General features: G+C 69.6%; 17 protein-coding genes. 6 read left to right on the plus strand and 11 right to left on the minus strand.

Features of this window, described 5'->3' with window-relative positions:
* The first annotated feature begins 56 nt into the window (after positions 1–56).
* The 4 genes from HZ992_RS18425 to HZ992_RS18440 are packed head-to-tail and all read left to right on the plus strand — an operon-like array spanning position 57 to position 6,070.
* Entirely contained in the window at positions 57–1,505 is a 1,449-nt protein-coding gene (locus HZ992_RS18425; RefSeq protein WP_209383272.1) for a tetrathionate reductase family octaheme c-type cytochrome, read from the plus strand.
* Positions 1,502–4,189, plus strand: a complete 2,688-nt coding sequence (locus HZ992_RS18430; protein WP_209383273.1) for a cytochrome b/b6 domain-containing protein — start codon at positions 1,502–1,504, stop codon at positions 4,187–4,189. The genes HZ992_RS18425 and HZ992_RS18430 overlap by 4 nt, the downstream gene beginning before the upstream one ends.
* A gap of 17 nt (positions 4,190–4,206) precedes the next feature.
* A complete protein-coding gene (locus tag HZ992_RS18435) occupies positions 4,207–4,746 on the plus strand; it encodes a YeeE/YedE thiosulfate transporter family protein (protein WP_209383274.1) in 540 nt (179 codons plus the stop codon).
* A 22-nt stretch (positions 4,747–4,768) separates the two neighbouring features.
* Positions 4,769–6,070, plus strand: a complete 1,302-nt coding sequence (locus HZ992_RS18440) for a YeeE/YedE thiosulfate transporter family protein (protein ID WP_209383275.1) — start codon at positions 4,769–4,771, stop codon at positions 6,068–6,070.
* Positions 6,071–6,125: 55 nt separating this feature from the next.
* On the opposite strand, the gene HZ992_RS18445 is transcribed toward HZ992_RS18440, so the two are convergent.
* The 9 genes from HZ992_RS18445 to mdeB all read right to left on the minus strand — a co-directional run bounded on the left by HZ992_RS18445 (position 6,126) and on the right by mdeB (position 17,760).
* Entirely contained in the window at positions 6,126–6,659 is a 534-nt protein-coding gene (locus tag HZ992_RS18445) for an NADH-quinone oxidoreductase subunit B family protein (protein ID WP_209383276.1), read from the minus strand.
* Positions 6,659–8,197: a hydrogenase large subunit gene (locus tag HZ992_RS18450; protein WP_209383277.1), complete on the minus strand. Its 1,539-nt coding sequence runs from the start codon at positions 8,195–8,197 to the stop codon at positions 6,659–6,661. Before HZ992_RS18450 ends, HZ992_RS18445 begins: the two co-directional genes overlap by 1 nt.
* A 4-nt stretch (positions 8,198–8,201) precedes the next feature.
* The gene (locus HZ992_RS18455) at positions 8,202–9,668 is read right to left on the minus strand and encodes a hydrogenase 4 subunit F (RefSeq protein ID WP_209383278.1); all 1,467 of its coding nucleotides are present in this window, start codon (positions 9,666–9,668) and stop codon (positions 8,202–8,204) included.
* Complete coding sequence (locus tag HZ992_RS18460) at positions 9,661–10,320, minus strand: formate hydrogenlyase (RefSeq protein WP_209383279.1); 660 nt, start codon at positions 10,318–10,320, stop codon at positions 9,661–9,663. The genes HZ992_RS18455 and HZ992_RS18460 overlap by 8 nt, the downstream gene beginning before the upstream one ends.
* A gap of 596 nt (positions 10,321–10,916) precedes the next feature.
* Complete coding sequence (locus HZ992_RS18465) at positions 10,917–11,864, minus strand: respiratory chain complex I subunit 1 family protein (RefSeq protein ID WP_209383280.1); 948 nt, start codon at positions 11,862–11,864, stop codon at positions 10,917–10,919.
* A 10-nt stretch (positions 11,865–11,874) separates the two neighbouring features.
* Positions 11,875–13,899 carry a hydrogenase 4 subunit B gene (gene hyfB, locus HZ992_RS18470; protein WP_209383281.1) on the minus strand — a complete coding sequence of 675 codons (2,025 nt, stop codon included), beginning with the start codon at positions 13,897–13,899 and terminating at the stop codon, positions 11,875–11,877.
* Positions 13,900–13,901: 2 nt separating this feature from the next.
* Entirely contained in the window at positions 13,902–14,123 is a 222-nt protein-coding gene (locus tag HZ992_RS18475) for a ribbon-helix-helix protein, CopG family (RefSeq protein WP_209383282.1), read from the minus strand.
* Positions 14,124–14,203: 80 nt separating this feature from the next.
* Positions 14,204–14,953 carry a fused MFS/spermidine synthase gene (locus HZ992_RS18480; protein WP_245213105.1) on the minus strand — a complete coding sequence of 250 codons (750 nt, stop codon included), beginning with the start codon at positions 14,951–14,953 and terminating at the stop codon, positions 14,204–14,206.
* A 101-nt stretch (positions 14,954–15,054) separates the two neighbouring features.
* Positions 15,055–17,760, minus strand: coding sequence for an alpha-ketoglutarate dehydrogenase (gene mdeB / locus HZ992_RS18485; RefSeq protein ID WP_209383283.1), 2,706 nt, complete (start codon positions 17,758–17,760; stop codon positions 15,055–15,057).
* Positions 17,761–17,880: 120 nt separating this feature from the next.
* Here mdeB and HZ992_RS18490 point away from each other — a divergent pair, with 120 nt between their 5' ends.
* Positions 17,881–18,348, plus strand: coding sequence for an Lrp/AsnC family transcriptional regulator (locus HZ992_RS18490; protein WP_209383284.1), 468 nt, complete (start codon positions 17,881–17,883; stop codon positions 18,346–18,348).
* Positions 18,349–18,360: 12 nt separating this feature from the next.
* Here HZ992_RS18490 and HZ992_RS18495 read toward each other — a convergent pair whose 3' ends face one another.
* Positions 18,361–18,984: an ABC transporter ATP-binding protein gene (locus HZ992_RS18495; RefSeq protein ID WP_209383285.1), complete on the minus strand. Its 624-nt coding sequence runs from the start codon at positions 18,982–18,984 to the stop codon at positions 18,361–18,363.
* Positions 18,985–19,044: 60 nt separating this feature from the next.
* Positions 19,045–19,788 (minus strand): NAD(P)H-dependent oxidoreductase, encoded by a 744-nt coding sequence (locus HZ992_RS18500; RefSeq protein WP_209383286.1) that lies wholly within the window; start codon positions 19,786–19,788, stop codon positions 19,045–19,047.
* Between the two features lie 194 nt (positions 19,789–19,982).
* On the opposite strand from HZ992_RS18500, the gene HZ992_RS18505 reads away from it, so the two are divergent.
* Positions 19,983–20,903 carry an MBL fold metallo-hydrolase gene (locus HZ992_RS18505; protein ID WP_209383287.1) on the plus strand — a complete coding sequence of 307 codons (921 nt, stop codon included), beginning with the start codon at positions 19,983–19,985 and terminating at the stop codon, positions 20,901–20,903.
* Positions 20,904–20,911: the final 8 nt, after the last annotated feature.

A 20,911-nucleotide genomic window follows, 5' to 3' on the forward strand; every position in this document is an offset into this window, starting at 1 on the left:
GCATCGGGCAGCATATCGACGGGTCGCGCCGAGCAGTCCTGGAAAGCGTCCGCACCATGAACCGAATTCCACGCTGGATCCTCGGGCTGGCCTTCATCGCCGCGCTGATCGTCGTGCCGTTCCTCTGGCTGCGCCCGGGACAGGCACCCACGCACGACCCGGTGTCGCGACTGCCCGTCAAGGTGACGCACGTCGACCATAACGACATCGTCAAGGGCCCGTTCAAGAGCGGCCAGGACGTCACCCGCGCATGCCTCGCCTGCCACAAGGACGCAGCGGCGGAGCTGATGAAGACGACCCACTGGACCTGGGAGTCCAAAGCCGTCTCGGTGCCATGGCGCAAGACCCCGGTAACGATCGGCAAGATCAACCAGATCAACAACTTCTGCATCGGCGCGCAGGGCAACGAGAACAAGTGCATGTCCTGCCATGCCGGCTACGGATGGGAGGCCGGCCGGGCCGCGCAGCAGGCCGATCCGGCCAACGTGGACTGCCTGGCCTGCCACGCTGACCCGGCGCGCTACGGCAAGGGCCTGTGGGGCAACCCCGATCCCTCCGTCGACCTGCTTGCCGCCGCGCGCAGCGTTCGCGCTACGACGCGCGAGAACTGCGGCAAGTGCCACTTCGACGGCGGCGGTGGCAACGGCGTCAAGCATGGCGACCTCGACGAGAGCCTGTACTTCCCACAGCGCACGCTGGACGTCCACATGGGCGGCAAGCACAAGCTGCAGTGCAGCGACTGCCACGTCACGAAGCACCACCAGATCCTGGGCCGGATGATCGCGGACAACTACACCATCGATCCGGTCGAGCAGGTGTCGTGCCGCCAGTGCCACGAGGGCAAGTTCCACCGCGACGAGCGCATTGGCACGCACATGCGCTCGCTGGCCTGCCAGACCTGCCACATCCCGGCGATGGCGCGCGAGGAGCCGACCAAGGTCGCGTGGGACTGGTCCAAGGCCGGCCAGAAGGGCCGCGCGGACGACCACTACACCTACCTGAAAATCAAGGGCGAGTTCAGCTATCAGTCGAACTTCGCGCCCGTCTACCTCTGGTTCAACGGCAGCAACGACTACCGCTACCTGCTCGGCGACCCGATCGCGAAGGACGGTCCGACCTACATCAACAAGCCGGCGGGATCGATCACCGACCCGAAGGCGCGCATCTTCCCGTTCAAGGTCCACGTCGCGAAGCAGCCGTTCGACACCGTCAACGGCTACCTGCTGCAGCCCGTCACGTCCGGCAAGAACGGCTACTGGACGACCTTCGACTGGAACCAGTCCTTCAGGCTCGCCGAGCCGGTCACCGGCCTGGCCTACAGCGGCCAGTACGGCTTCACGGAGACCACGATGTACTGGCCGACGACGCACATGGTCCAGTCCGCCGACCAGGCCCTGCAATGCGACGACTGCCATTCCGCCACCGGCAAGCCCGGCCGCATGGACTGGAAGGCCCTCGGCTACCCGGGCGATCCGATCCGCTGGGGCGGAAGGAAGCTGCCATGAACGCCCTGCTGCGCCGACTCGGCCTCGTCGTGCTGGCCGCAACCGCCGTGCTGCCGGCGGCGCGTGCCGCCGGGGCCGAGCCGCTCAAGAGCCTGCACCCCGACGTCGCCCTGCTCGACGCCGCTGGCGCGAACGTGCTGGCCAGCGGCCAGCCGGTCTCGACGATGAAGACCTGCGGCGCGTGCCACGACGCGGGCTTCATCGCTTCGCACGCCTTCCACGTCGATCTCGGCCTGCGTGCATTCAAGCCGTCGGCCACGTCGTGGAACGCGAGCCCCGGCCTGTTCGGCCAGTGGGATCCGCTGCGCTACCGCTTCCTGACCCAGGCGGGTGACGAGCGGCTCGACCTGTCCACCCCGCAGTGGCTGATGCTCAATGGCGAGCGCGTCGTCGGTGGTGGGCCGGCGACGACGTCGCGCGGCGGCTCGCCGCTGACCACGCTGAAGCCGGATCCCGCCGACCCGGAGACATCGCTGCTCAACGCGGACGGCACGCGCAGCGCCTGGGACTGGTCCGCCTCCGGCACGATGGAGGTGAACTGCTTCCTCTGCCACCTTGAAACGCCCAACCTGGGCGCCCGCACCGCGGCCATCCGCGCGGGCCGCTTCGCCGACGCGAGCACCGCGACGCTGCAGGGCCTGGGCGTCGTCGAGCCCGCAGGCAAAGGCTGGGGGTGGAACCGCGCCGCCTTCACCGCCGAGGGCAAGCTCGACAGCCGCAAGCTCGCGATCCAGGACCCGACCAACGCGAACTGCGCCGCCTGCCACGGCGAGGTGCACCCGTCCGGCCCGGCGCCGCTGCAGGTCGACGCCTGCAACCTCGACTTCCCGCAGACGGCCACCACCGGCCAAGTCGTGGCGCCGCAGCGCATCAATGTCTCGGGTCTCAACCTCGCGGACAAGCGCAGCCTCAACAGATCCTGGGACGTGCACGCCGAGCGCCAGTTGCAGTGCACCGACTGCCACCATGCGCTGAACAACCCGGCGCACGGCGGCAATGCGAAGGGCCGCCGCCCCGCGCACCTGCGCTACGACCCGCGCACACTCGACCTGAAGGACTACCTGCAGCGGCCCGACCACGACTTCGCACGTGGCCAGAGCGCGCAGGTGCACGTCGCGCCCGAGCTCAAGGGCACGATGCGCCGCTGCGAGAACTGCCACGACGCCTCGGTGAGCCACGCCCGCTGGCTGCCCTACGTCGAAACCCACATGGCCAAGCTCGCCTGCGAGAGCTGCCACATCCCGCACCTGTACGCGCCGGCGATCGAGTCCTACGACTGGACCGTGCTCGCCGCCGACGGCCAGCCGGTGCGCGGCTGCCGCGGCGTCGACGGCACGCCGGGCGACGTGCGCTCGCTCGTCACCGGCTTCGATCCGGTGCTGCTCCAGCGCACCAACATCGACAAGGCGACGCTGCTCGCGCCGTACAACCTGATCACGAGCTTCTACTGGACCTACGAGGACGCGCAGGGCCGCCGCCGCCCGATTCGCCTGGCCGACCTGCAGGCCGCGTTTCTCGACGGCGGGCGCCATGCCGGCGGCATCGTCCAGGCCTTCGACATCGACCGCGACGGCGTCGTCGGCGCCGCCGAGCTGCGCATCGACACGCCATTGAAGGAAGCCGCGGTGAAGGCGCGGCTCGAGACGCTCGGCCTGCGCCAGGTGCGCATGGAAGGCCAGGTGCAGCCCTTCAGCATCAACCACAACGTCACGCGCGGCGCGCATGCGCTGAACCGCTGCGACGCCTGCCATTCGGCGGGCTCGCGCCTCACGCAGCCGATGCAGCTCGCGGCCTTTGCGCCCCTGCTGCCAGCGTTCGACGCGAACAACAACGTCTCGGGCAGTGGCCGGGTGACGCGCCGCGACGATGGCACGCTCTACTACGAGCCGGCGCCGGAGAAGGATGCGGTCTACGTGTTCGGCGCCACGCGCATCGGCTGGGTCGACGCGATCGGCGGGCTCGCTGTCGCCGGCACGCTGCTCGGCGTGCTCGGCCACGGCATGCTGCGCTTCCTCGCCTGGCGCAAGCGGCCACACACCCCTGCGCCGACGAAGCGCGTGCACCTGTACGACGCCTACCGGCGGCTGTGGCACTGGCTGCAGGCGATCTCGATCGTCGCGCTGCTGGCCACCGGCCTCGTCATCCACCGGCCCGACGTGTTCTCGGCCTTCCCGTTCGGCGCGGTGGTCACGCTGCACAACGTGCTCGCGGCGGTGCTGACCATCAACGCCGCGCTGTCGCTGTTCTACCACCTGGCCACCGAGCGCATGCGCGAGTACATGCCGCGGCCCTACGGCTTCTTCGACGACGCGATCCGGCAGGCGAAGTACTACCAGTCCGGCATCTTCAAGGGCGAGGCGCATCCGTTCGACAAGCGGCCCGACGACCGCATGAACCCGATCCAGAAGGCGACCTACTTCGGTGTGCTCAACGTGCTGCTGCCGCTGCAGATCGCCACCGGCGCGCTGATGTGGGGCGTGCAGCACTGGCCGCAGGCCGCTGCCGCGGTCGGCGGGCTGCCGCTGCTCGCACCGTTCCACACGCTGCTGGCCTGGCTGTTCGCCAGCTTCATCCTCGGCCACATCTACATGGCCACCACCGGCGCCACGCCGCTGGAGGCGCTGCGCGGCATGGTGACGGGCTACGAAGAGGTCGAGGTCCACACGGCCGCCGACAGCCACTGAGGACAAGGAGCATCGACATGGCAGGACAAGGATCGTTCTTCAGGCGGCCCGAGAAGGCCTATTGGCACCCGTACCTGGCTGGCGCGATCCTCGGCGTGGTGCTGTTCCTCGCCTTCGCGCTGACCGGCAACGGGCTCGGCTCGTCGGGCGCGACGAGCCGCATCGACGCCGCGCTGGTCGACATCGTCGCCCCGGCCCACGTGGACCGCACGCCGTACCTGCTGAAGATGGCCGGCGGCGACCGCAACCCGCTGGACGACTGGATCGTGCCGGTGTTCATCGGCGCACTGCTCGGCGGCTTTTTCTCCGGCTGGTTCAACGGCCGGCTCAGGTTCCAGACGACCAAGGGGCCGCAGGTCTCGGACCGCACACGCTGGACGCTCGCGTTCCTCGGCGGGGTGATCTTCCTCTATGGCGCGCGCATGGCGCGCGGCTGCACCTCGGGGCAGGCGCTGTCCGGTGGCGCGACGCTCGCCGCCGGCTCATGGGTGATCATGCTGTCGATCTTCGCCAGCGCCTACCTGCTCGCGTACTTCGTGCGCAAGCTGTGGCTGTGAAGCCGCCACGCAGGAGCCGCACATGAACTTCCCGCTCGACGCCCTCACCGCGGTCAGTGCCGCGAACCCGTGGACCTACGTCGTCTTCGGCTGCATCGGCTTCGCCTTCGGCTTCACGCTCGAGTCCGCCGGCTTCGGCGACTCGCGCAAGCTCGCGGCGCAGTTCTACTTCCGCGAGCTGACCGTCTTCAAGGTCATGTTCACCGCGATCGCGGTGGCGATGACGCTGCTGTTCGGCGCCGTCGGCCTCGGGCTCGTCGACTTCGGCCATGTCTGGGTCAACCCGACCTACCTCGGTTCCGGCGTGCTCGGCGGGCTGATCATGGGCGTGGGCTTCATCGTCGGCGGCTTCTGCCCGACCACCTCGCTCGCCTCCGCCTCGACCGGCAAGATCGACGGGATGATGTTCATGGCCGGCGGCTTCGTCGGCGCCTTCGTGTTCGGCGAGACCGAGTCGCTCTTCGACCACTGGTACAACAACGCCGGGTACCACGGCCGGCTCACGCTGGACCAGGTGTTCGGCCTCCCGGCGCGCGGCCTGGTGCCGATCATCGTGGTGGCCGCGGTGCTGCTGTTCTGGGGCGCCGAGCAGATCGAGCGACTCGTCGGCCGGCGCGACATGAGCCGCGAGCCGCGCTGGCGCGGCGCCGGCGCGGTGGCGCTGGTGGCGGCGGCGCTCGGCGTGCTGGTCATCGGCAACCCGTCGCTCGAAGATCGCTACGCGAAGCTGAGCTTCAAGCGCACCGAGGCCGTCAAGCAGCCCGACGGCAAGACGGCGCCGGTCCCGCGCGTCTACCGCGCCGACGAGATGCTGGCGAAGCGCCTCGCGTTCGTTTCGCCGGCGGAGGCCTTCAAGGCCCGCTACCAGCAGGCGATCAAGCCGGTCTACCTGGACGTGCGTACCGAGGCTGATTTCAACCTCTACCACCTGGCCGACGCGGTGCACGTGCCGCTGGCGCGGCTCGACAAGATCGTGCCGGACCTGCTCAGCGAGCCGCCGGCCAACACGGTCTTCATCACGATCGGCAACGACGAGGAGCTCGCGACGCGGGCGTGGAAGCTGCTCGTCGCCTCCGGCGTGCAGAACGTCTACATCCTCGCGGGCGGCGTCAACGGCTGGATCGCCGCCTTCGGCGCAGACGACCCGGCACTGAGGCCGCTGCCCGACGCCGGGCCCGAGCAGCTGCGCTATGCGTTCTCCGCGGCCCTCGGCGACCGCTACAAGTCCTGTGCTCCCGATCCGAGGCACCACGAGAAGCTCGCCTTCGAGCCGCGCATCGTGCTCCAGCTGCGGCGCGACAAGTCCGGCGGTGGCTGCGGCTGATCGGCCAGTCGAAACAATGGGGCCCACACGTCGCCGTGGCGACCGCGCCCTGCGCCTAGCCCGCCTGGCGGCCGCCGCGCGGGTTCATCTTCACGGCCGCGAGGATGCCGCGCAGGATCTCCAGCGGCGGCGGCGGGCAGCCCGGCACCACCGCATCGACCGGGATGACGTTCGACACGCGGCCGCAGCTGGCATAGCTCTCGCCGAAGATGCCACCGTCGCAGGCGCAGTCGCCCAGCGCCACCACGAGGCGCGGCTGCGGCGTGGCGTCGTAGGTGCGGCGCAGCGCCTCTTCCATGTGGCGCGAGACCGGTCCGGTGACCAGCAGCATGTCGGCGTGGCGCGGGCTGGCGACGAAATGGATGCCCAGCCCCTCGATGTTGTAGTACGGGTTGTTGAGCGCGTGGATCTCCAGCTCGCAGCCATTGCATGAGCCCGCATCGACCTGGCGGATCGCCAGCGCACTGCCGAGGATGGCCAGCAGCTCGTCGTGGATGCGCCGCACCTCGTCCTTCAACGCGGCGTCGAGCGCCGGCGGCGGCTCGGTGACGATGCCGGTGCGCACGATCTGGCGAAGGATCTGCCACATCAGAGGTCCACTCCGGAATAGCTGAGATTGAAGGACTTGTTGATGAGCGGGAAGTCCGGAACGATGTTGCCGATCACCGCATGCTCGAGCACCGGCCAGTTCTGCCACGAGGGGTCGTGGGCATGGCAGCGTTCGATGCGGCCCTCGGCGCCCAGCGACAGCGCCACCAGCACCTCGCCGCGCCAGCCCTCGACCCAGCCCGCACCCTGCACGGCGTGGCCGGGCAGCTGAACTACCGCGGCGACGCCGCCCTCGGGCAGTCGTGCGCAGAGCTCGCGGATCAGGCGCAGCGACTCGGCCAGCTCGTCGAAGCGCAGCGCCACGCGCGCCGCCACGTCGCCGCCCTGCTGCGTGGCGATGCGTGCCTGCAGCGCGCGGTAGGGTTGCCAGTCGTGGTCATGGCGCAGGTCGACAGCCTGCCCGCTGGCCCGCCCCGCCATGCCGGCCAGGCCGAGGCGCGCGGCCAGCTCGGGCGTGACGCGACCGGTGCCCATGAAGCGGTCCTGCAGGCCCGCGTGTTCGTCGTAGATGTGGCGCAGCCGGCGCACCTCGCGTTCGAGCTCGTCGCACTGGCGCCGCTGTTCGTCGCGCAGCGAAAGCGACAGGTCGCCGGCCACGCCACCGGGCACCACCGCGTCCATCATGAAGCGGTGGCCGAAGGCGCGCTGCGACAGCCGCTGCCAGTCTTCGCGCAGGCGCGAGAACTGCGCCAGGCCGAAGGCCAGCGCCGCGTCGTTGCCCAGCGCGCCGAGGTCGCCGAGGTGATTGGCCACACGCTCGCGTTCGAGCATCAGCGCACGCAGCCATTCGGCGCGCTCCGGCACGCTCGTGCCGCAGGCCGATTCAAGGGCCATCGCGTAGGCCCAGGCATAGGCCACCGTCATATCGCCGGAAACACGCCCGGCCAGGCGGTAGGCCTGCAGCGGCGCCAGCTCGGTGAAGCGCCGCTCGATGCCCTTGTGAACGTAGCCCAGGTGCTGCTCCAGGCGCAGCACCTTCTCGCCGACCACAGAAAAACGGAAGTGCCCCGGCTCGATGATGCCGGCATGCACCGGGCCCACCGCGATCTCGTGCACGCCGTCGCCCTCGACGCGCACGAAGGGGTAGTCGGCGGGCAAGGTGCCGGCGGCGGCACCGGCGGGCGCGCCGGCGGTGGCCAGGGGCGCGGCCGTGGCCCACAGGCCATGGTCGAGCCAGGGGCGGCGATCGTTCGCATGATCGGCATGCAGGCCGCCGAGGTCGGCGAGGCTTCGCTGCATGCGCGTCGCGCAGGCGAAGGTGTCCGAGAGATCGGGGTAGCGATCCTCGGCGCCGGCCAGTGGCAGCTCGGCCCACACCAGGCCTTCCGGCGTGGCGAAGGCGGCGCAGACCGACGGCCCCGTGCTGCCGCTGCGGCCCCAGACCGACAGCAGCCGCCCGCGCGCCTGCGCCACCTGCGCTGCCACGGCGATCCAGCCCGCGCGGTCGACGCGCGCGTGCCAGATCGGCAGCGGCGCGCTCAGGCGCTGCAGGTCGAGATGGAGTTCGGCGAACCGCATGGCCTCAATGCCCCAGCATGGCCGCGGCCTGCCGGTACCAGCCGTCGAGATAGGGCGGGATGTACAGGCCCAGCATCAGGCCGAGGCCCAAGTGCACGAACACCGGCACCAGCGCCGGTGGGTGGGCCAGCGGCTTGTGCATCGTGTCGCCGAACACCATCGGCTGCACGCGGTGGAACACCGACGCAAAGGCCACGGCCAGCGCGACGAGCAGGAAGGGCGTGGCCCAGGCCTGCTCGCGCATCGCCGTGGTGACGATGAGGAACTCGCTGGCGAACACGCCGAAGGGCGGCATGCCCAGGATGGCCAGCGCGCCGAGCATCAGGCCCCAGCCCACCGTGGGGCTGACACGCACGAGGCCGCGGATCTCGTCCATGATCTGCGTGCCGGCCTTCTGCGTGGCGTGGCCGACGGCGAAGAAGATCGCCGACTTGATCAGCGAATGCACCGTCATGTGCAGCAGCCCGGCGTAGCTGGCGATCGGCCCGCCCATGCCGAAGGCAAAGGTCATCAGGCCCATGTGCTCGATCGACGAGTAGGCGAACATGCGCTTCACGTCGCGCTGGCGGATGATGAAGAACACCGAGGCCACCACCGACAGCAGCCCGAAGCCCATCATCAGCCGGCCCGACAGCTGCGTGCTGCCCAGCGCGCCGTCGGTCAGCACCTTGCAGCGCAGCACCGCGTAGAGGGCCACGTTGAGCAGCAGCCCGGAGAGCACAGCCGACACCGGCGTCGGGCCCTCGGCGTGCGCATCGGGCAGCCAGTTGTGCACCGGCACCAGGCCGACCTTGGTGCCGTAGCCGATGAACAGGAAGGCGAAGGCCAGCGTGATGATGTTCGGGTCGAGCTGGGCCTTCACCGCGTCGAGGTGCGTCCACAGCAGCGCGCCGCCTTCGGCGCCAATGACCTTCTCGGCCGCCATGTACAGCAGCACGGTGCCGAACAGCGCCTGCGCGATGCCCACGCCGCAGAGGATGAAGTACTTCCACGCCGCCTCCAGGCTGGCCGCGGTGCGGTAGACGCTGACCAGCAGCACGGTGGTCAGCGTGGCCGCCTCCATCGCCACCCAGACGATGCCGAGGTTGTTGGTGGTCAGCGCCAGCAGCATCGTGAAGCTGAACAGCTGGTACATGCTGTGGTACAGGCGCAGCCGCGGCGGCGTCATCTTGCCGCGGTCGCGCTCCACGCGCATGTAGGGGCGCGAGAAGATCGAGGTGGTCAGCCCGACAAAGGCGGTCAGCGCGACGAGGAAGACGTTGAGCGCGTCGATGTAGAACTCGCTGTCCCATACGAGCAGCGGCCCGCCGTCGATCACCTGCGCAGTCAGCGCGCAGGCGGCGAGGAAGGTGCCGGCGCTGAAGGCCACGTTGACGTCGCGCGCGTTGTCGCGGTGGCCCACGAGGCCGAGCACGGCGCCGCCGGCCAGCGGGATGCCGAGCAGGAAGGCGAGCGCGGGGGCTTCAATCATCCTTGAGCTTCTCGAGGTGGCTGATGTCCAGGCTGTCGAACTGCTCGCGGATCTGGAACATGAACACGCCCAGGATGAGCACGCCGATCAGCACGTCCAGCGCGATGCCGAGCTCCACCACCATCGGCATGCCGTAGGTGGCCGAGGTGGCGGCGAAGAACAGGCCGTTCTCCATCGCCAGGAAGCCGATCACCTGCGGCACCGCCTTGGTCCGCGTGATCATCATCAGGAAGGACAGCAGCACGCAGGCCAGCGCGATGCCCAGCGTGCCGCTGGCCAGGGTCGACGAGAACTTGGAGATCGGGATCGCCAGGTTGAACGCGAAGATCACCACCACGATGCCCACCAGCATGATGGTCGGGATGTTGATCAGCGTCTCCACGTCCCAGCGGATCTGCAGGCGGTCGGCCACGCGGTGCAGCAGCCAGGGGATCAGCACGACCTTGAGCGCGAAGGTGAGGCCGGCCGAGACGTACAGGTGCGGCTGGTCGGTGACGTAGCCGACCACCGCCGTGGCCAGCACCAGCGTCGCGCCCTGCATCGTGAACAGGTTGATCAGCGAGAGCACGCGGCGCTGCGAGATCATCGCGAAGGCGAGGATCAGCAGGACGGCGCCGAGCAGGTTGACGAACTGGGTGAGGAGCGCGGTCATGTCAGTGGCTCCGCCGGGTTTGGCGCGTGTCGCGGTAGGCGCTGCCCGCGGGGGGCTCATGCTGTGGCGGTCGGCGCATTGCGCCGACTCCACTGCGATGCTCGCTCCGGGGTCGTGCCGCAGAACTCACTCCGCGACCTGCGGTCGCTGCGTTCAGACAGCCGCGGCAAGTCAGTTCACGAAGCGCGCTGGCGCGCGCCGACCCCGGCGCTGCGCTTCTCGTCGCCACAGAAATCGCCCCCCGCGGCCAGCGCCTGCCGCGAAGTCCACCACGGGTTCGTCTCGTTTCGCCTGCCACCACCGGTTCAGCAAAGGCGCGCCCGGGCAGGCGAAGGCGCGCCTCTGAGGTGCCGAGAAGCGCAGGGCTCGTGGCCGCGCGCGCAGCGCGCATCGTTTTCTGACTCGTCGACGCTGTCTGAACGCAGCGACCGCAGGTCGCGCAGTGAGTTCGGCGACGGGGCCATGAGACCGAGCATCGCAGGGGAGTCGGCGCCCAACGCCGACCGCCGAGGCGAAGCGCCGTAGCCTGCCCGGGCGCGCCTTTGCCGCGCCGACCGCGATCCGCACTGCTGCCAGTGATCGAGCTCAACTTCATCCTAGTGACTCAGCAACAGGTGAACCAGCAGCCCGATCACCGCCAGCAGGAAGGCCGAGGCCAGGAACTCGGGCACGCGGAAGATGCGCATCTTGGCCGACAGGGTTTCGAGCAGTGCCAGCAGGAAGCCGCCGATGGTCAGCTTGAACACCAGCGCGGGCAATGCCAGCAGCATCTCCAGCGGCGCCTGGGCTTCGGCCACGCCCCAGGGGAAGAACAGCGCCAGCCCGATGCACGAATAGGCGAACAGCTTCAGGCTCGCCGCCCATTCGAACAGCGCGAGGTGCCGGCCCGAGTACTCGAGGATCAGCGCCTCGTGGATCATCGTCAGCTCCAGGTGCGTCGCCGGGTTGTCCACCGGCACGCGCGCGTTCTCGGCCAGCGAGACCATCGTGAAGGCCACGCCCGCGAAGGCCAGGCCCGGGTAGATGGCCAGCTCGCGGTGCGCGAGCGTCTCGACGATGGTAGTCAGCGAGGTCGACTTGGAGATCAGCGAGGCCGAGAACAGCACCATCAGCAGCGCCGGCTCGGCAAGGAAGCCGATCAGCATCTCGCGCCGCGCGCCCATCGTGCCGAAGGCGGTGCCCACGTCCATCGCCGCCAGCGAGATGAACACCCGCGCCAGCGCGAACAGGCCGACCAGCGCGATGGCGTCGGCTGCCGGTGCCAGCGGCAGATCGGTCGACAGCGTGGGGATGATCGCGCAGGCCAGCAGCATGCAGCCGAACACCACGTAGGGCGTGGCGCGGAACAGCGGCGAGGCGTTGTCCGCCACCACCGACTCCTTGTGGAACAGCTTGTGCAGCACGCGGTACGGCTGCCACAGGCTGGGTGCCGAGCGGTTCTGCAGCCAGGCACGCCACTGGTTGACCCAGCCGCTGAGCAGCGGCGCCAGCGCGATCGCCAGCACGATCTCGAGCAGCTGCGAGAGAAAGCCTGTGAGTGTCATGACGGCGCCCTCATCGCATCACCATCACCAGCGTCGCCAGCAGCGTGAGGAAGCTGTACATCAGGTACACGCCGATGCGGCCCTGCTGCATCAGCCCGACCCAGCGCGCGATCCACTGCGCCAGCGCAGTCACCGGCATGTACAGCCAGCGCCAGAAGCGGTCGTGCACCGTGACGCGGTAGTTCGGCTTCGTGTCGAAGGGGGTCGGCAGCTCGCGCTCCATCTGGAAGAAGGGCTCGAAGATCTGCCGTATCGGCTGGCCGAAGCCTTCGGCGGTGTCCTGCATGCGCGCGTTGCCCCACGGGAAGCCGCAGGCCCAGGCCAGGCTGCGCCGCACGCGTCCGTGGTAGAGCCGGCGCACCAGTACGAAGGCCAGCACGCAGCTGGCGACGATGCCGAGCAGGAAGATCACCGGCCCGTAGCTCGCCTGCTCCAGGCCGTTCGGCGCGAGCAGCCAGCCGCTGGCCGACACGCGATCGGCCAGGCCCGCGCCGACGAGCTGGCGCGTCACCGGGTCGAGCAGACCGATCACCTGTACCGGCAGCAGCCCGAGCAGGAGGCAGCCCGCGGCCAGCCACAGCATGCCGGCGCGCTCCCAGGCACCGGCGTCGTGCGCCTGCGTCAGCCGCTCCTCGCGCGGCTGGCCGAGGAAGATCACGCCGAAGAACTTGACCATGGTGTAGCCGGCCAGCGCCGCGATCAGCGCGATCAGTGCGGCCACCACCGGGATCAGCATGGTCAGCAGCGGCATCGGCAGGCCGGGGCTGAACAGGAAGCTCTGCAGCAGCAGCCACTCCGACACGAAGCCGCCCAGCGGCGGCAGCCCGGCGCTGGCGAGCACGCCCAGCAGCGTGAGCCAGCCGACCCAGGGCATGCTGCGGATCAGGCCGCCGAGCTTGCCCAGGCTGCGCTGCGAGGTGGCATGCAGCACGCTGCCGGTGCCCAGGAATAGCAGGCTCTTGAAGAAGGCGTGGCTGGCCACGTGGTACAGCGTGGCGGTGAGCGCCAGCGCGGCCATCGGCAGCATGCCGTGGCCGAAGAAGATCAGCGCCAGGCCTATGCCGACGAACAGCAGCCCCATGTTCTCGATCGACGAGTAGGCCAGCAGCCGCTTCATGTCGGTCTGCACCGCGGCGAAGACCACGCCGAACAGCGCCGTGGCCAGGCCCAGCGCGAGCAGCAGCGCGCCCCACCACCACAGCTGCAGCTGCAGCAGGTCGAAGCTCACGCGCAGCATCCCGTAGATGGCGGTGTTGAGCATCACGCCGCTCATCAGCGCCGACACCGGCGAGGGTGCCGCCGGATGCGCCTCGGGCAGCCACACGTGCAGCGGCAGGATGCCCGCCTTGGCGCCGAAGCCGAACACCGCGAGCCCGAAGCCGATGGAGGCCCAGAACGGCGACAGCGATTGCGCGCGCATGTTGGCGAAGGTGTAATCGCCGGTGCCTGCCTGCAGCACGCCGAAGCACAGCAGAATCGCGATGGCGCCCACCCGCGCCATCGTGATGTACAGGTAGCCGGCGCTGCGCACCTCGGCGATGCGGTGGTTGGCGGTGACGAGGAAGTAGGACGACAGCGCCATCGTCTCCCACATCACCATGAAGGCATAGGCGTCGTCGGCCAGGATCACGCCGGCCATGCCGGCCAGGAACACGTGGTACTCCAGGCACAGCAGGCCCGGGGCCGTGCCCTCGCCCTGGCGGAAGTAGCCCGCTGCGAAAGCGGAGATGCCCGCCGAGGCGGCGCCGATCACCATCAGGAAGAAGGCCGCCAGGCTGTCCAGGCGCAGATGGAAAGGCAGGCTGGGCAGTCCGATGGGCAGCACCACCACCTCGGGCGTGCCGAGCAGCGCATCGAGCGACACGCCGAACAGCGCGAGGCCGATCAAGCCGCCGAGCGGGAACAGCACATGCGCCACGAAGACCAGCCGGTGCAAGGCCAGCACCCCGGCCACCCCCACCGCCAGCCAGCCCAGCCCGAGCGCCAGCATCCAGTCGATGTGGAGCCAGGGGGACAGGGACGCGAGCGATGCCATGCTCAGCTTCTGCGGCGGGCCTTCGGCGACGCCGCGGCGGCACGCGGTTCGGGTGCGTCTTCACCGGACGGCATGTAGCTCACGCCGTGCTGCTCGAGGTAGTCGCGGATCATCTGCCGCACCACCTGCGACGCCGTCAGGTCCCGCTCGGCGCACAGGCGCTCGAACGCGGCCTTCTTGTTCGGGTCGATGAGCAGCGTCAACCGCGCGGTCTTGAGCTCCATGCATTCACCCCGTTATGGACATCGGATGATCATCTGCGTCACAGGCTACCGGACGCGCGCGTGCACGAACACGCGCTGCATCAAGCGCCACCTCGATCCTTCAGCGCCTGGCTGACGCGCGCGAACGCGCCCACCAGCTGCACCGCGCCGGCTGGCGCGGAGCCCTTGGGGCGCCGCACCGCACCGGGCGTGGCCCGGGCCAGCGCCGCACCCTTGCAGGCGAACACGATGCCGTTGCTCAGCTCGCCGTCCTCGACCACGAGCACCTCGCCACCGAAGGCGCGGCGCAGGCGCTCCAGCCAGGTCGCGTAGTTCCGGTGCCCGCAGTGCAGGTTGACGACCAGCACGCCGTCGGCCGCGAGCAATCGCTCGCAGTCGTCGTAGAAGCGCTGCGACGACAGGCGCAGGGGCAGGCCATCGGTGGTGAAGCCGTCGACGACCATCACATCGGCACCCCCCGTGTGCTCGCGCACGAAGCGGGCACCGTCGGCATGCAGCACCTGCAGGCGCGCGTCGTCGGGAGGCACGTGGAACTCGTCGCGCAGCGCGATCACGTGCGGGTTGATCTCGGCGACCTCGATGCTCGCGCCGGGCAGGTGGCGGTGGCAGAACTTGGCCAGCGAGCCGCCGCCCAGGCCGACCATCACGATGCGCTCCGGCTCGGGCCGCAGCAGCAGGAAGCCCATCATCGTGCGCGTGTACTCGAGGTCCAGCGCGAAAGGATCGTCCAGCGCCATGCGGCTCTGGATCTCGTTCATCGAGAAGTGCAGCGCCTTCGTGTTCCCGTTCGCGTGGACGAAGGGCTTGACGTGATTGGCGGGATTCAGCACTGCGGGTGGGCTCGGCAAGGTGCAATGCGATGGGTTCTGAATGTTACCCGTATGTTAATGGAACTGACATGCCGAACCGTCGGGAGTCCAGGCCGGCCGCGTCAGACTTTCCAGGACGCGTCGCGCTCTGTCGCGATCGCATAACGCTCGATCGCCTGCGCGCACAGCGTTGCGTCGACGCAGCCCTGCGGGCGCAGGGCGTCGAGCGCGGCCAGAACGATCTGGTGCCGGTCGACCTCGAAGAAGCGGCGCAGCGCGGCACGTGTGTCGCTGCGGCCGAAGCCGTCGGTGCCCAGCACGCTGAACGGCGCGCGCAAGTGGCTGGCCACGAGCTGCGGCCAGGCGCGCACGTAGTCGCTGGCCGCGATCACGGGCGCCTCGCCCCCCAGGCAGCGCTGCAGGTGGCTCTCGCGCGGCGTGGCCTCGGGGTGCAGGCGGTTCCAGCGCTCGGCTTCTCGCGCCTCGCGTGCGAGCTCGCTGAAGCTGGTGGCGCTCCACACCTCGGCGTCGACCTGCCAGTCCTGCGCGAGAAGCTCCGCTGCGGCGATCACCTCGCGCAGGATGGTGCCCGAGCCGACCAGACGCACCGTGCCGCGCGGCTGCGTGGCGCGATGCGTGGCGAAGCGGTACAGGCCCTTGATGACGTCGGCCTCCACGCCCGCCGGCAATGACGGCTGCGCGTAGTTCTCGTTCATCAGCGTGACGTAGTAGAAGACGTCGTCCTGGCGCTCGAGCATCTGGCGCATGCCGTGGTCGAGGATCACCGCGAACTCGCCGGCGAAGCACGGGTCGTAGGCGCGGCAGTTCGGTACCGTCGAGGCCTGCAGCAGGCTGCTGCCGTCCTGGTGCTGCAGGCCTTCGCCGCCGAGAGTGGTGCGGCCCGCGGTGGCGCCGAGCAGGAAGCCGCGCGAGCGCTGGTCGGCGGCGGCCCAGATCAGGTCGCCCACGCGCTGGAAGCCGAACATCGAGTAGTAGATGTAGAAAGGCAGCATCGGCTGGCCGTGCACCGAGTAGCTGGTGGCCGCCGCCGTCCAGCTGCTGATCGCGCCGGCCTCGCTGATGCCCTCCTCGAGGATCTGGCCGTTGGTGGCTTCGCGGTAGCTCATCAGCGAGCCGATGTCTTCCGGCTCGTAGCACTGCCCCGCGCTGGAGTAGATGCCGACCTGCTTGAACAGGTTGGCCATGCCGAAGGTGCGCGCCTCGTCGGCGACGATGGGCACGACGCGCGGGCCGAGCGCCGGGTCCTTCAGCAGGTTGGTGAGCATGCGCACGAAGGCCATCGTGGTGCTCATCTCCTTGCCTTCGGCTTGCGTGGCGAACTCGGCGTAGCGCGCGATCGGCGGCACGGCGATCATCGGGGCCTGCGCGCGCCGCGCGGGGATCGACCCGCCCAGTGCGGCGCGCCGCGACTGCAGGTAGCGCATCTCCGCGCTGTCGTCGGCCGGCCGGTAGAAGCTCAGCGCGGCGGCCTGTTCGTCGGTGAGCGGCAGGTCGAAGCGGTTGCGGAAGGCGATCAGGTCCTCGCGCTCCAGCTTCTTCTGCTGGTGTGTCGTCATGCGGCCCTGGCCCGCATCGCCCATGCCGTAGCCCTTCTTGGTCTGCGCGAGGATCACCGTCGGCTGCTCGCGCGTGCGCATCGCTTCGTGGTACGCGGCATGGATCTTCACGAGGTCGTGGCCGCCGCGCTTGAGGCGGTCGATCTGCTCGTCGGTGAGGCCCTGCGCGAGTGCGGCGAGCTGCGGGTCCTGGCCGAAGAAGTGGTCGCGGTTGTAGCGGCCGTCCTTGGCGGCGAAATTCTGGAACTGGCCGTCCACGGTGCGCGAGAGAAGGCGCGCCAGCGCGCCGTCGGAATCGCGCGCGAACAGGCCGTCCCAGTCGGAGCCCCACACCAGCTTGATGACGCGCCAGCCGGCGCCGGCGAACAGCGCCTCGAGCTCGTCGATGATGCGGCCGTTGCCGCGCACCGGGCCGTCCAGGCGCTGCAGGTTGCAGTTGACGACCCAGATCAGGTTGTCGAGCTTCTCGCGTGCCGCGAGCGTGAGTGCGCTCATGCTCTCGGGCTCGTCCATCTCGCCATCGCCGAACACGCCCCACACCTTGCGTTGGCTGGTGTCCTGCACGCCGCGGTGCTGCAGGTAGCGCATGAAGCGCGCCTGGTAGATCGAGCTGATCGGCCCCAGGCCCATCGAGCCGGTGGGGAACTGCCAGAAGTCGGGCATCAACCAGGGGTGCGGGTAACTCGACAGGCCGCGCGCGCCGCGTTCGGCCGCCGTGATCTCCTGGCGGTAGCTGGCCAGGTCGGCCTCGCTCAGCCGGCCTTCGAGGAAGGCACGCGCATACACGCCCGGCGCCGAATGTGGCTGGTAGAAGACGAGGTCGCCACCGGCCGCCTCGGCGCCGGCGCGGAAGAAGTGGTTGAAGCCGACCTCGAACAGGTCGGCTGCACTCGCATAGCTCGCGATGTGCCCGCCGAGCTCGCCATGCGCCTGGTTGGCGCGCACGACCATCGCCAGCGCATTCCAGCGCATTAGCGAGGCCAGCCGCTCCTCGATGGCCAGGTCGCCCGGGAAGGCCGGCTGCTGCGCCACCGGGATGGTGTTCACGTAGGGCGTGCCGCGCGCCGGCTGCCAGGCCACCGACGGGTCGCGCGCCATCGACGACAGCATGTCCATCAGCTCGCGCGCCCGCGCCGGCCCGGCGGCCTGCAGCACGGCGCGGAAGGCATCGCGCCATTCGGCGCTTTCCTGCGGGTCGCTGTCGGCGGGAACTGTGGCGACGAGCTGCTGGTGGATCGAGGGATCGCTCATGGTGACTTCTCCGGATCCGCTGCACTGTACGCACCCTGGCGCGGCATTGCACATCGAAGATGCTCCTGTCATGGCCAACTCGCAGCATAAAATGCCGCCATCAATACAAACGGAGGCACGATGGACCTGGATGCCGTGGATCTGCGAATCCTGCGCGAGCTGCAGGCGGATGCCAGCCTGTCCAACGTCGAGCTCGCTCGGCGCGTCCACCTGTCACCCTCGCCCTGCCTGGCACGCGTGCGCGCACTCGAGTCGCACGGCCTGATCCGCCAGTACGTGGCGCTGCTCGACGCCAAGCAGCTCGGCCTGCACCTGAACGTGTTCATCTCGATCAGCCTGAAGCAGCAGACGCGCGCGGCGCTCGAGTCCTTCGAAGCCCGCATCGCCGCACGCGACGAGGTGATGGAGTGCTACCTGATGACCGGCGACGCCGACTACCTGATCCGCGTGGCGGTGCCCGACATGGCCGCGCTCGAGCGCTTCATCCTCGAGCAGCTCTCGCCGATGAAGGAGGTCGAGAAGATCCGCTCCAGCTTCGCGCTCAAGCAGGTGCGCTACAAGACGGCGCTGCCGCTGCGCGACGCCTGAAGCCGGCGACGCTCAGTCGCCCAGGTCGACGACCGACAGGCGCAAGCCAGTCAACACTGCCGGCCGTTCGTGGTCGGCGATCACCCAGGCGCGTGTCGCTTGCGCAGCGGCCTCGGCCAGCAGCCGCGTGAGCAGGCGGCTCGATGGCGCATCGAGCGCCGCGTAGGGCATATCGATGAGTGTCAGCGGCGCCGGGCTCGCCGCCGCGGCCACCAGCCCCGCCTTGCGCCGGCTCCCGGTCGAGAGCATGTACATCGGTTTGTCGAGGTGTTCGGCGAGGCCGAAGCCCTCGATCAGTTCGGAGGCCGTGTCGGCGCGCCAGCCACCGAAGCGCTGCTGCCGCGCCTCCAGCCACTCGCGCACGATCACGGCGTCGTGCGCCGGGTCAGCGGGCACCTCGAAGAACAGCGCCGCGGCGCGGCGCTCGATGCGGCCGGCCGTCGGCGCGATCTCGCCGGCGATCAGGCGCAGCAGCGTGGTCTTGCCGCGCCCGTCGCCGCCACGCAGCAGCGTCAGCCCGGGGCCGATGGCAAAGGACAGGCCGGCGAACAGCGTGTGGCCCGGGTGCGCGAAGCCGATGTCGTGCGCCTGCAGCAGCGTGTCTTCCGGGCGGTTCGGGGCAGCGGTTCGATCCAAGGCGTGCCATCGCGATACGAAAGGGGCATTGCACCACAGCGCAGTGCGCGCCGACCGGTTTCAGAACTCGCGGCCGAGCCGGTAGGCGCGTTCGAGCCAGGCGGCGCGGGTGGCGTCGTCGGCGCCGTGGACGGCATGGAAGTACGCATGCTCGATCCGCTGGATGCCGGGGTAGCGCATGGCGTAGTCGTCGATGAGCACCTTCATCGCCGTCTTCAGCCCGGCCGCGTCGTAGGAGGCTTCGTTCCAGATCGTGGTCTGGATGATCAGGGCCTTCTCGTGGCGCAGCAGCGGCAGGCGCCCGGCGAGCTCGCCGCGCCAGGCTTCGGCCGTCATGCCGAAGGCGAAGCCCAGGCTGAAGACCCGTTCGATCCAGCCCTTCAGGATGGCGGGAAAGCCCACGAAGTACACCGGCGCGATGAAGGCCAGCGCCTGCGCGCGCGCCACCTTGGCCTGCTGCTCGGCCACGTCGCTCGGCGCACCCAGGGCGTGCAGGCGGCGAACGATCTCCCGATCATCCCGATCGCCGATCCAGCGCTTGACCAGCAGCCGGCGCAGCGGATTGCGCGTCGATTGCAGCATCGAGCGCCGGACCTGCATGCGCGCGAGCACGTCGTCCGGCACGCTGTCGTCGATCCAGTCCGGCGCGTCGCGATCACCCAGGACGGGATTGAAGCCGATCGCATGCAGGTCGACCACCTCGTTGTCGTGGCCGGCATCGCGCAGTCCGGCGTCGAACCGCTCCAGGATCGCGTGGCAGAACGACCGCGGGTTGTGGTGTGCGTAGATGGTCAGGACTCGCATGCGGCATCGTCCACCCGCCACGCCGGCACGCATTGATCATGCTCAGCGGTGCGGGCCACGGCTACCATGGATGCCCGCAACCAGCGGCCAGTTGGAGAACCCCGATGCGCCTGCCCACGCTCCCCCGATGGCGGTTGCGGGTCGCCCTCGCGATCGCGTGTCTCACGGCAGCCGTGCTCGCCACGCTGCCGGCCATGGCGCAACCGAAGCGCCAGCCCGAGCCCCTGGCCGAAGGCGTGTGGCTGCTGCCCGGAAGCTTCGATCGCGGCCGCCAGCCCGATGGCAACAGCCTGCTGCTGCAGGGACGAGATGGGCTGGTCATCGTCGACAGTGGACGCCACGCAGAACACGTCGCCGCGCTGATCGCATGGGCCGGCGAACGCGGGCAGCCACTGCGTGCCGTCATCAACACGCACTGGCACCTCGATCACCTGGGCGGCAACATCGAGCTGCGGCGCTTCGCGCCCGAGCTGCGCAGCTACGGCAGCATCGCGCTGCGCGACGCCGTCGAGCGCCAGATGCCCGACTCCGAAACCGAGCTTCGCAGCATGCTCGCCGACCCGGCCACCGATGAACAGACGCGTCGCATGGTGGAGATCGACCTGGCGCTCTACGGCGGTCGCGCGAACTTCCTCCCCGATGAACATGTCGATGGGCCCGCGCGCGCGGTCGAACTCGGCGGGCGCTGGCTCCGCATCGGCGTCGAACGCGGCGTGAGCGGTGGCGACGTCTGGGTGCTCGACCAGGCCAGCGGCGTTCTCGCGGTGGGCGACTTCGTCACCCTGCCCGTGCCCTTCTTCGACACGGCCTGCCCGGCGCAATGGCAGGCCACGATGCGCCGGCTCGAGGCCCTGCCCTTCGAGCGTGTGCTGCCAGGGCATGGGCCGCTCATGAGCCGCGACGACTTCAAGCGCTACCTCGGCGCGCTCGACCGTCTGCTGAGCTGCGCCGCGAGCGATCGCAGCGTGTCCGAGTGCAGCACCGGCTGGATCACCGACCTCGGCCCGCTGCTGCCGGCGGCTTCGCAGCGCAGCATCGCGCCGATGCTGGGCCACTACTTCGAGGAGCGCCTGCGCGCGCCCGGTGCAGCACAGACCCGCTACTGCACGCCTTGAACGACGCG

The organism is Rhizobacter sp. AJA081-3, from assembly GCF_017795745.1.
Lineage (GTDB): Bacteria > Pseudomonadota > Gammaproteobacteria > Burkholderiales > Burkholderiaceae_C > Piscinibacter.

Excerpts from the sequence above, each read along its gene's own strand:
- HZ992_RS18425 (WP_209383272.1), top strand. The coding sequence starts at position 57 with ATGAACCGAATTCCACGCTGGATCCTCGGGCTGGCCTTCATCGCCGCG.
- HZ992_RS18430 (WP_209383273.1), top strand. The coding sequence starts at position 1,502 with ATGAACGCCCTGCTGCGCCGACTCGGCCTCGTCGTGCTGGCCGCAACC.
- HZ992_RS18435 (WP_209383274.1), top strand. The coding sequence starts at position 4,207 with ATGGCAGGACAAGGATCGTTCTTCAGGCGGCCCGAGAAGGCCTATTGG.
- HZ992_RS18440 (WP_209383275.1), top strand. The coding sequence starts at position 4,769 with ATGAACTTCCCGCTCGACGCCCTCACCGCGGTCAGTGCCGCGAACCCG.
- HZ992_RS18445 (WP_209383276.1), bottom strand. The coding sequence starts at position 6,659 with ATGTGGCAGATCCTTCGCCAGATCGTGCGCACCGGCATCGTCACCGAG.
- HZ992_RS18450 (WP_209383277.1), bottom strand. The coding sequence starts at position 8,197 with ATGCGGTTCGCCGAACTCCATCTCGACCTGCAGCGCCTGAGCGCGCCG.
- HZ992_RS18455 (WP_209383278.1), bottom strand. The coding sequence starts at position 9,668 with ATGATTGAAGCCCCCGCGCTCGCCTTCCTGCTCGGCATCCCGCTGGCC.
- HZ992_RS18460 (WP_209383279.1), bottom strand. The coding sequence starts at position 10,320 with ATGACCGCGCTCCTCACCCAGTTCGTCAACCTGCTCGGCGCCGTCCTG.
- HZ992_RS18465 (WP_209383280.1), bottom strand. The coding sequence starts at position 11,864 with ATGACACTCACAGGCTTTCTCTCGCAGCTGCTCGAGATCGTGCTGGCG.
- hyfB (WP_209383281.1), bottom strand. The coding sequence starts at position 13,899 with ATGGCATCGCTCGCGTCCCTGTCCCCCTGGCTCCACATCGACTGGATG.
- HZ992_RS18475 (WP_209383282.1), bottom strand. The coding sequence starts at position 14,123 with ATGGAGCTCAAGACCGCGCGGTTGACGCTGCTCATCGACCCGAACAAG.
- mdeB (WP_209383283.1), bottom strand. The coding sequence starts at position 17,760 with ATGAGCGATCCCTCGATCCACCAGCAGCTCGTCGCCACAGTTCCCGCC.
- HZ992_RS18490 (WP_209383284.1), top strand. The coding sequence starts at position 17,881 with ATGGACCTGGATGCCGTGGATCTGCGAATCCTGCGCGAGCTGCAGGCG.
- HZ992_RS18500 (WP_209383286.1), bottom strand. The coding sequence starts at position 19,788 with ATGCGAGTCCTGACCATCTACGCACACCACAACCCGCGGTCGTTCTGC.
- HZ992_RS18505 (WP_209383287.1), top strand. The coding sequence starts at position 19,983 with ATGGCGCAACCGAAGCGCCAGCCCGAGCCCCTGGCCGAAGGCGTGTGG.